Here is a 9554-nt window from a genome sequence, read left to right on the forward strand (position 1 = left end):
ATTACTGGAGCGGGCAAAGGAATCGGCTTGGCGATCGCTGAGCTGCTGGCCAAAGAAGGCGTGAATCTGGGCCTCATTTCCCGCACCGCCTCCGATTTGGATGCGCTGAAGGCTTCGCTGGCCGGCGAACACGGCATCCGTGTTGCCACCGCAGCGGCGGATGTATCAAAGCGGGAGGAAGCGGAAAGCGCGGTGAGTGCGCTGAAGGCGGAGCTCGGCACGATCGATATTCTGATCAATAACGCGGGCATCGCTTCGTTCGGGACCGTACTCGAAATGGATCCGGCGCAGTGGGAACAAATCATTCAGGTGAATCTGATGGGTACATATTACGTGTCCCGGGCCGTCCTGCCGGACATGGTGGGGCAAAACAGCGGCAGCATCATCAACATCTCCTCCACAGCCGGGGAAAAAGGCTTTGCCACGGGCTCCGCATACTGCGCGTCCAAATTTGCGGTCATGGGGCTGACAGAGTCTTTGCTTCAGGAAGTGCGCAAAAACAACATCCGCGTCGTTGCCTTGACGCCAAGCACCGTCAATACGGCGCTGGCCCGCGACAACAACCTGAAGATCGGCGATGAGGACCGCATGATGCAGCCGGAAGACGTGGCTGAGCTGGCGCTCGCCACGCTGAAGCTGCCGCAGCGCGTATTTGTGAAATCGGCCGGCATCTGGACGACCAACCCGCAATAACAATATTATACGGACTGTAAGCCTGTCTCTTATGGATCGGAAGCCGATCTGCCAAGAGGCAGGCTTTTTCGTATGGCTCGATTTCGATGCAGGGAAAATAACAGCAGCCGCAAGGCGTGCGTCCCATTTGGGATCGGCCGCCTGCACAAATAAAGAACCTTGGACAGGGAATGTCCAAGGTTCTTTGTGTCCGAAGCGCGTAACGCTTGCGGACGGTCCTCCAAACGGATTACCGGTGTTCGATCAGATCGATCGCACCCAGTACGATGTGGGCCAGACCGAATCCGACAATCCCCGTGGCGGCAAGCTTATACTTGCTGCCCAGCAGTGCGGCGCCGGAAGCGGTAACTACAGTTCCAAGAACGGCAGGAATCATTCCTTCACGCATGACGACACTCCTTTGGCTGTTGGTTTGGATAGACAAGGGTTATTTTTGTTTACCGTCCGTCGAATTATTCACCGTTGGCTAACATGGTGGGGGCGGAATTCAGGCCGATATGTAGATTTTCCCAATGGCATATTTGACATACTTGCTATACAATGGCTTAGCACTGCTATTTTCCGCATCCCTGTTAAACATTGGAGTTTGTATACATATTCAACATATCAAAAATAACATATTTACGCGAAACCGGCCTGTTACTACACTTTTTGTAAACGCTAACAAACAAAGCGCAGCAGCAACTGGTACAAAACTTCACCCAGAGCTGCGGAGAAAAAGCGTGGAGTAGGCTTTAGTCCGAATTCAAGGGGGGAAACTCCGAAGGGCCAACGTAAAGCCGCGCACAACAATGAACAGGAGGAATCATCTGATGAGAAAAAGTTTAAAGCCTTGGGCCATCGTACTGTGCCTGTCCATGGTCGTCTCGCTGCTGGCCGCATGCGGTTCCGGCTCGAAAGATAGCGGGGACGGCGGTCAAGCCTCCGGCTCGGCGGATAGTGTACACAAGGAGGGCTTCCCGATCGTCGACAAGCCGATCACGCTGTCGGTATTTGCGCCTGACGTGGGCAGCGCCAAGTGGGATACGATGCAGGTGTTTAAAGACATGGAGAAAATGACGAACATCAAGCTCACATTCCAGACGGTTCCGGTCGACAGCTTCGAGACAAAGAAAAATCTGATTTTTGCGAGCGGCGACCTGCCGGATATTTTCTACGCTTCGGCTTTGACGCCGGCTGAGCAGGTGACGTACGGAAGTCAGGGAACGCTGATTCCGCTGGAAAAGCTGATTGATGAATATGCGCCGAACATCAAGAAGCTGCTGGACGAAAATCCGGACGTCAGAAAGTCGATCACGACCCCCGACGGGCATATTTACGCCCTGCCTTATGTGGATAAAGGCGCGGTATGGTACAAGAGTCCTCTGTACTATAACGGAAGCTTCCTCAAGAAGCTCGGTGTCACCAAGCTTCCGGAAACGCCGGACGAGCTGTACGATTACCTGAAACGGGTTAAGACCGAGGATCCGAACGGCAACGGCAAGGCGGACGAAATTCCGCTCACGTCGACCAAGCTGAAGGATATCCGCGTGCAGATGCTGGGCTTCTGGGGCATGTACGACGAGGTGTATTATGCCGACAAGCAGGGGAAAGTTCACTACACACCGCAGGAGGAAGGGTTTAAGGAGTATCTGACCTTTCTGAACCGGCTGTGGAAGGACGATCTGCTTGACCATGAAACGTTCTCCCAGACCGACGACCAGAAGAAGGCCAAGGGCAAAAACAATCAGGTGGCCTTGTTCAACGACTGGCTGCCGTACTTTATGCTGGGCGGTGAGCCGAACACCGACAATCCGTTCATGGAGCCGCTGAAAACGGGCTTCCCGGACTCGCCGGTCGTGGCCAAGAATTCGGGAATTTCGAAGAATGGAACGTTTGCCATTTCGAGCACCAACCCTGCTCCGGAGGCAACGATGCGCTGGGTTGACTACCAGTACAGCTATGAAGGTTCTACGCTGTTCAACCAAGGGCCTGAAGGCGTCCTCTGGAAATACAAAGATGAAGCAAACCACGTTAAGGAATGGCTTCCGGTTCCGGATGGAGGCGACCGCGAAAACTACCGCGGCAAGCTGACTCCGAACTATGGCATCACGACACCGGGCGTCAGCCTTCCGGAAGTGAGCAAGGGGCTCCGTTCCGACATCGACGAGTGGGTCGAAAAGGAGAACCAGGAGAAAATTTTGCCGTATGCCAAAGTACCGTATCCGAACGTATTCCTGACGGAAGAGGAACAAACCGAGGTGACTTCGCTGCTGTCGGACCTGAACAACTACGTCGAGCAGATGGAAGCCAAGTTTGTGACCGGGCAGGAGCCGCTGTCGAACTGGGACAAGTATAAAGCCCAGGTGAAGAAAATGGGCGGAGACCGAATCGTGGAAATCTACCAGGCTGCCTATGACCGCTGGGACGGTCAGGAGTCCAAGTAGATCAGCAGTGCGCGTGAAGCAAGGGATGGAAAAAAGGTCGCCGATGTGGCGGCCTTTTTTTGTTGAGCACGAATTGAACTAAAATGACGACAACCATTGCGTTTCATTCCCAACATGGCGTGCCTGTAAATAAAAAACCTTCCCCATTTACATACCTGCCAAATTCGCGGGAAGCACACTACTTCGCATGCATCGGCAATCCATGCTTCGATTCAGGCATACCAAGAGCGTTCCTCATCCCGATTAGTACTAGCGAAATAAATAATGCTTCGATTTGGGCCACATACTCATTGGGCAGCGGAAAGTGCTCTCCGTACCAATCGATGTACTGTTGTCTGGCAGTGGGATGAATAAAGGTACATGTGATGGCCAGGTCAGTGAGAAAAGGACCGAATCCGCATGCGCCAAAGTCAATGGGATGGGCAGCCCCATCTGCAAACACGATATTGGGAGGAACGATATCTCCGTGCAATACACCCCAAGTCAACTTGTTTTTAGGGAGTGTGTCCAGCAAAGCCATCGCTTTTTCCCCGGCGGCTTCAAGAATCTGAACATCATGTGCATCTAATAACCCTTCCCGCACCTGCTGCTTGAGCAGGTCCAGAGCGTTCTGTATGCGTTCACGATGAACCGTTGGACGGATAAAAGACGAAGGGGGCTGCCACATACTGGCATGCTGATGCAAAGCTGCCGTCATTTCAGCGGTGGACTTCAATTCCTGATCGCTGGTAAAGTACTGTTTTTGCTCGCCTTCCACCCAACGGAGCATCGTACAACTTATATCGTCCACTTGTGTAACATAAGAACCCAGCCGATTACGTTTTGGCACAGGGAGGGTGAGATGGGTATCACGATTAAGCGCATCCAACCATACCAGCTCAGATTCCAGTACATCCCGGCGCGTCCACATGGTTTCAAGCGTACTGATTTTTAGATTTGTGAACACGCAGGCTGTACAGCAGCCCATGATGATCTTCAATTTTGAAAACCGCGGCACCGCTTTGTGCTACGGGCGACACGGATACAGCATTTATATCGTACTGAGCAAACGCATGCTGCGCGATGATTGCAAGATCCATTCGATTCACACCTTCTAAAGGAAATAGCCCCTAACACCGGGGGATTGATATGATACTCGCTCTAGAGCTGAACTACAGCTTAATGACAGGAATCCAAACCTCCATTTCGTACATGTTGTTACCGAGATCGTAAGTCATTTCAAATTCGGGACCGTTTGCCGCTTCGTAATGAGAGCTTGGAAACCACTCGCCCCAGATCCGCCTCCACAATCCATGAATGTCATTCTGTCCACTCGGATTGATTCCGGTTGAAAAAATCGCATAAGACTGAGGGGGGATTTGAAGCTTTTCAAATCCTTCAGGCAAGCCGCTTTGGGGTAAAAAGTAACCGATCATGTACGAAAGTTGTTCTCCTTGCTTGTTGTATAAAACCGCATGGAGCTGGCCGTGTTCGCCTAAACCTGCGGCAGCGCGGATTCGTTTGACCGTTCCATCGGAAATACACTTTTGCCAAAACGCGGGTATTTCGATAAACGGATTCTCGCCGTCGGCATGGATCACAGTCGAAACGCCGAACATTTCAAAGGCAGGTTTTCCTTCCATTCTGTAGTTCATCTCGACATCTCCGCGAATCGAAATGTGAAAGGATAACCGAGGATAAGCCTTAAGCGACACACCGTTGTCGCGCGCAGCCTTTGGCATGACACCGTGCATTTTTTTGAACGCCCTGGAAAATGCCTCGGGTGATTCGTAACCATACTTCAGTGCAATATCGATCACCTTTACACCACCGGATTGCAGTTCAAATGCGGCAAGGGTAAGCCGTCTGCGCCGAATATACTCGGACAGCGAAACGTTTGTGATGAACGAAAACATGCGTTGAAAATGGTAAGCCGAGCAGCAGGCCGTTCCGGCCACTTGGTCATAGTTGATCTCTTCCGACAGATGCGTTTCGATGTATTCCAACGCATGATTCATGCGTTTCAGCCAATCCATACAGATCATCCCTTCAACATTAATTATATGGAGTACCGAAAATGAAGCCTTGCATTCCATGCACAGAAATATCAGGTTTTCCGTCTTGCCTTACCACATACGCTGCAGTTCCTAAAAGAAAAAACGAACAGCTGAACAAATCAGCTGTTCGTGGTCAGTCCTGAAGCATTTCGCCGAGCAACACGCCGTCCGGATGGTTCAGCTTGCGGAATTGTCCCGGCGTGTAGCCGGTTTCCTTTTTAAACTTGCGGATAAAATTCGGGGTGTCGGCATACCCGACCCGGCCGATGATTTCCTTGAGCGGTTCCTGGGTCGTCACGAGCAGCCGCTTGACCTCCTCCATCCTTTTCTGCCAGATGTACTGGGTAAAGTTCAGCCCCACATTTTCCTTAAACGTCCGGCTGAAATGCGATGGAGAAATTTCAAACAGATCCGCCAGGCTCTCCAGGCTCAGGCTGTGATCCATAAAGTGCTGGTCAATATAGCCGAGCATCTGGTCCTTCAGCGAGCTCTCCTTATGCTTGGTCTCCTGCTGCACCTGCGTGCAAATATAGGAGGCCAGCTTCCTGAGCTGCCCCTCGAATTCATCCAGGGACTGAAAAGCGCTGCTGGTCGGAATCTCCTGCGTAATATGGTGGATGCCAAGCTCCGAGGCGGTCTTCAGCATCGTATTGAGAATGTCAAAGCAGATGCAGCGGGAGAGCAGCGGTGACGGGCTGCCCTCTTTTAGGCTCGTCATCGCTTCGCCGATCATGTGGGCAGAGACGTCATGGCTGCCCTGTTTCAAGCTTTGGGACAGCTTCAGCAGCACGTTTTTCGGAATCCAGAAGGCTTCCTCGCTCGCCGGCGCCAGTTTTTCAAAGAACGTAATACCGCCTTTCTCCGACGGAGTATGGAATTCCAGCGCCGAGCAGGCTTCGATAAAAGACTGATTGAGCTGCCCCGCCTGTGAATATCCGGTGCCGACGCCCATGATGGGGTTAAAGTCGAACGCCTCCAGGATATTGCTGCGGACGGCATCGACGATCCGGCTCATATGGATGAAGCTCTCCATCGCCGGGTGCGGGTCAAAGCAGACGATGAGGGCCATCTGGTCACGGCGCGGGAGCTCCACGCTGTAAGCGGATGCCCGGAGCCCGGGGATGTCCACTTCGGCAAGGAGGGAAGCGAGCGTCTGCCAATCCTGGTAATCCTGGGAATGGTCAGCAAGCTCGCCTCGTTCCAAGGCGATGACAAAAAACTGCGAACGGTCAAACCGGATATTAAAGGCTTCCAGCAGATCCGGCTCGAGCTCCCGGTCTTCTCCCTGCTGGAGCAGTCTCAGCAGAAGATGGTTCCGGGCGTACGGTTCCTGAAGGTCGGCACGGGAGCTATATTCCTGCAGCGCGGAGCGGATATGCTCCAGTTCATTGACCGGAAGGAGCGCATCTCCCGTTCCCCGGTCGTTTCTGGACTTCGAATTGGCGAAATCGACTAGGGCCGAAATCGGGTGATATTGTCTGCGGGCCAGAAGCAGGGCGATGCCGATGCCTGCCAGCACCACGATGCTGAACAGCATGATGATAAAGCTGCGGATGTGCAGCACGCTGCTGAAAAACTGATCGCTTGGCATCAGCGTCACATACGTCCAGCCGTTCATGTCCGATTTGGTGGAAACGACGGAATGCGCTTTTCCGCCCAGCTCCACGCTGTGAATGCCCGGATCGAGGGAAAACAGATGTCCCGTGTCCAGGCCGTTGATCGTTTCACCGTGATTGTTGGCGGCCAGCACCTGTCCGTGGTTGTCAAAAATGTACGCCAGCCCCTTGTAGCTGCCCAGAATGGAATCGATCAGACCCGTGAGCTCCGACTCATCGATCAAATACATGACCGTTGCGTGGGGATTCGGGCTGTTCGGCGTAATCGGCACCAGGTAGGCAAGCAGCGACTGCTGCCTGTAAGTGCCCCGGATCACCCGGTCCGCCGGACGCATTGTGGGAAAGGACACGTCGTTTAAATCGCCCATCAGGCTGTCTTTGGACCAATTCTGGAATATGTACTTCTCGCTGAACACGTCCAAGCTGCTAAGCCCCTGCGAGGAGTAAATCCGGTCGTCATGATGAAAATATAAAAATACATCTCCGATGATGGAGCTGGTTGACTTAAATTGATCCAGAGCGTCGATCGCCTCCCGGGAATAGAACGGATCATGGACCCGGTAAGAGATCAGGCGGTCGTCGTAGGCGATCCTTGAGGCGATGTCGCCGAGCTCCTTCATACGGCCGTCGACGATGCTTTCCGCCTGCGTCAGCTGGTTCAGATGGCTTTGCTCGATTTCCTCCCGGAGGTTGCCCGCGGCGCTTTGGTAGATGAAGACGGTTACAAAAACGAGAGGAAGCAGCAAAATAAACAGATAAGACCATATATATTTCAAAAACAGCTTCGATTTCAAGTACCTTCTGAGGTTACGCTTCAAACTTTCCGCCTCCCTTTGGTTCAATCATAACAAAAAATTCCCTACCGGACATGGAATAATTCCGGCTGGCGGGTTTTTTGGAGGGAAAAGCAGGGCTTGTCCGCCAGGCTGGATACGTTGACTCGATGGATTTTTTTATATATAATATGTTTCAATGTTTCAACCATGAAAAACTGCAAATGAAGCGATGATAAGGGGTATTAGTTCCAGGGATGTCATACAGAGAGCCGGCGGGGGGTGCAAGCCGGTTGACGATTTGGGATGAACTCGCCTTTGAGCTATGATGTGAAGCGCGTTCAGAACGCGTCAAGAATCATCGATTCACCCGCGTTAAGGGTGCAAAGGGAGCGGGGATAAAGCATGTCCTCCGCTAACTAGGGTGGTACCACGGGAATCAAACCTCTCGTCCCTAGCGATGATACGCTATGGATGAGAGGTTTTTTTGTTGCAAACATGAAAGACGAGCGCCGTGCCGTCCCGGAATAACGGGCGGGCAGCGGGCGCACTTTAGGAGGCAAATGAGCATGAGTAACCAAGAGCAGGTTCAAGGCCAGGGCTACCAGCACAAGGTGATTGAACCGAAATGGCAGAAGTATTGGGATGAGCATCACACATTCAAGACGACAGAGGATCCTGAAAAGCCGAAATTTTACGCGCTGGATATGTTTCCTTACCCGTCCGGAGCGGGGCTTCATGTCGGCCACCCGGAAGGGTACACGGCGACGGACATCGTTTCCCGCTTCAAGCGGATGAAGGGCTATAACGTGCTGCATCCGATGGGTTGGGACGCATTCGGCCTGCCGGCGGAGCAGCATGCGATGGATAAGGGCGAGCACCCTCGGGAAATCACGATCAAGAACATTAACACGTTCCGGCGTCAGATCAAGTCGCTCGGCTTCTCTTATGACTGGGACCGCGAGATCAGCACGACCGATCCGGAATATTATAAATGGACGCAGTGGATTTTCATCCAGCTGTACAAACGCGGCCTTGCCTATGTTGCCGAAGTGCCTGTGAACTGGTGTGAAGCCCTCGGGACCGTACTGGCCAACGAGGAAGTCATCGACGGGAAGAGCGAGCGCGGCGGCCATCCGGTCGTCCGCAAGCCGATGCGCCAATGGATTCTGAAGATTACCGAGTATGCCGACCGGCTGCTGGAAGATCTGGATGACCTGGATTGGAGCGAAAGCCTGAAGGATATGCAGCGCAACTGGATCGGAAGATCGAAGGGCGCTGAAGTGCAGTTCGAAATCGAAGGGCATGACGCCAAGCTGACGGTATTTACGACCCGTCCCGACACGCTGTTTGGCGCTACTTATTGCGTGCTCGCTCCCGAACAGGAGCTGGTAGAGCGCATTACGACGCCTGAACAGAAGGATGCGGTGAAGGCCTACCAGGAGCAGGCAGCCCGCAAGAGCGATCTGGAGCGCACCGATTTGGCCAAAGACAAAACCGGTGTGTTTACCGGAGCCTATGCCGTCAATCCGGTGAGCGGCGAGAAGCTCCCGATCTGGATTGCGGATTACGTGCTGGCAGGTTACGGAACCGGAGCCATTATGGCGGTGCCGGGGCATGATTCCCGCGACTGGGAATTCGCCAAGAAATTCGGCCTGAACATCGTCGAAGTGGTCAAAGGCGGAAACGTGCAGGAGGAAGCTTATACCGGGGACGGAGAGCATGTGAACTCGGGCCCGCTGAACGGACTGCACACCGAAGAAGCCATCGCTGCAATGATCGCGTGGCTTGAGGAGAACGGCAAAGGCCAGGGCAAGGTAACCTACCGCCTGCGTGACTGGCTGTTCAGCCGCCAGCGCTATTGGGGCGAGCCGATTCCGATTCTGCATCTGGAGGACGGCACAATGAAGACCGTTCCCGAGGATCAGCTTCCGCTGCTGCTGCCGGATGTGGATCAAATCAAGCCGTCGGGTACAGGGGAGTCGCCGCTGGCCAACGTCACCGACTGGG

7 protein-coding genes and 1 other annotated feature are annotated in these 9554 nt (G+C 53.4%); of the genes, 3 read left to right on the forward strand and 4 right to left on the reverse strand.

What is annotated here, in order from left to right; translation table 11 throughout:
- The coding region (locus CPT76_RS21945; RefSeq protein ID WP_105444470.1) for a 3-ketoacyl-ACP reductase at positions 1-693 on the forward strand (693 nt) is incomplete at its 5' end.
- A gap of 229 nt (positions 694-922) precedes the next feature.
- Here the strand turns inward: CPT76_RS21945 and CPT76_RS21950 are convergent.
- Entirely contained in the window at positions 923-1081 is a 159-nt protein-coding gene (locus CPT76_RS21950) for an asparagine synthase (protein WP_076169753.1), read from the reverse strand.
- A 424-nt stretch (positions 1082-1505) separates the two neighbouring features.
- On the opposite strand from CPT76_RS21950, the gene CPT76_RS21955 reads away from it, so the two are divergent.
- Positions 1506-3119, forward strand: coding sequence for a type 2 periplasmic-binding domain-containing protein (locus tag CPT76_RS21955; protein ID WP_105444471.1), 1614 nt, complete (start codon positions 1506-1508; stop codon positions 3117-3119).
- 178 nt (positions 3120-3297) lie between these two features.
- Here CPT76_RS21955 and CPT76_RS21960 read toward each other — a convergent pair whose 3' ends face one another.
- The 3 genes from CPT76_RS21960 to CPT76_RS21970 all read right to left on the reverse strand — a co-directional run bounded on the left by CPT76_RS21960 (position 3298) and on the right by CPT76_RS21970 (position 7589).
- Positions 3298-4098 carry a phosphotransferase enzyme family protein gene (locus CPT76_RS21960; RefSeq protein WP_258168734.1) on the reverse strand — a complete coding sequence of 267 codons (801 nt, stop codon included), beginning with the start codon at positions 4096-4098 and terminating at the stop codon, positions 3298-3300.
- 172 nt (positions 4099-4270) lie between these two features.
- A complete protein-coding gene (locus CPT76_RS21965; RefSeq protein ID WP_308737654.1) occupies positions 4271-5194 on the reverse strand; it encodes an AraC family transcriptional regulator in 924 nt (307 codons plus the stop codon).
- Positions 5195-5288: 94 nt separating this feature from the next.
- Complete coding sequence (locus CPT76_RS21970; protein ID WP_105444473.1) at positions 5289-7589, reverse strand: helix-turn-helix domain-containing protein; 2301 nt, start codon at positions 7587-7589, stop codon at positions 5289-5291.
- A 178-nt stretch (positions 7590-7767) separates the two neighbouring features.
- Positions 7768-8003 (forward strand) — a binding site (T-box leader).
- Between the two features lie 110 nt (positions 8004-8113).
- Between CPT76_RS21970 and leuS the strand changes: the two genes are divergently transcribed.
- Positions 8114-9554: leucine--tRNA ligase (leuS, locus tag CPT76_RS21975; protein ID WP_105444474.1), on the forward strand; the 1441-nt coding region annotated here is incomplete at its 3' end.

The organism is Paenibacillus sp. AR247, assembly GCF_002968895.1.
Classification (GTDB): Bacteria; Bacillota; Bacilli; order Paenibacillales; family Paenibacillaceae; genus Paenibacillus_AQ; species Paenibacillus_AQ favisporus.

Bases quoted from the DNA above. Each gene is read 5' to 3' on its own strand.
- CPT76_RS21965 (WP_308737654.1), bottom strand. From the start codon at position 5,194: ATGGAATGCAAGGCTTCATTTTCGGTACTCCATATAATTAATGTTGAA.
- CPT76_RS21950 (WP_076169753.1), bottom strand. From the start codon at position 1,081: ATGCGTGAAGGAATGATTCCTGCCGTTCTTGGAACTGTAGTTACCGCT.
- CPT76_RS21955 (WP_105444471.1), top strand. From the start codon at position 1,506: ATGAGAAAAAGTTTAAAGCCTTGGGCCATCGTACTGTGCCTGTCCATG.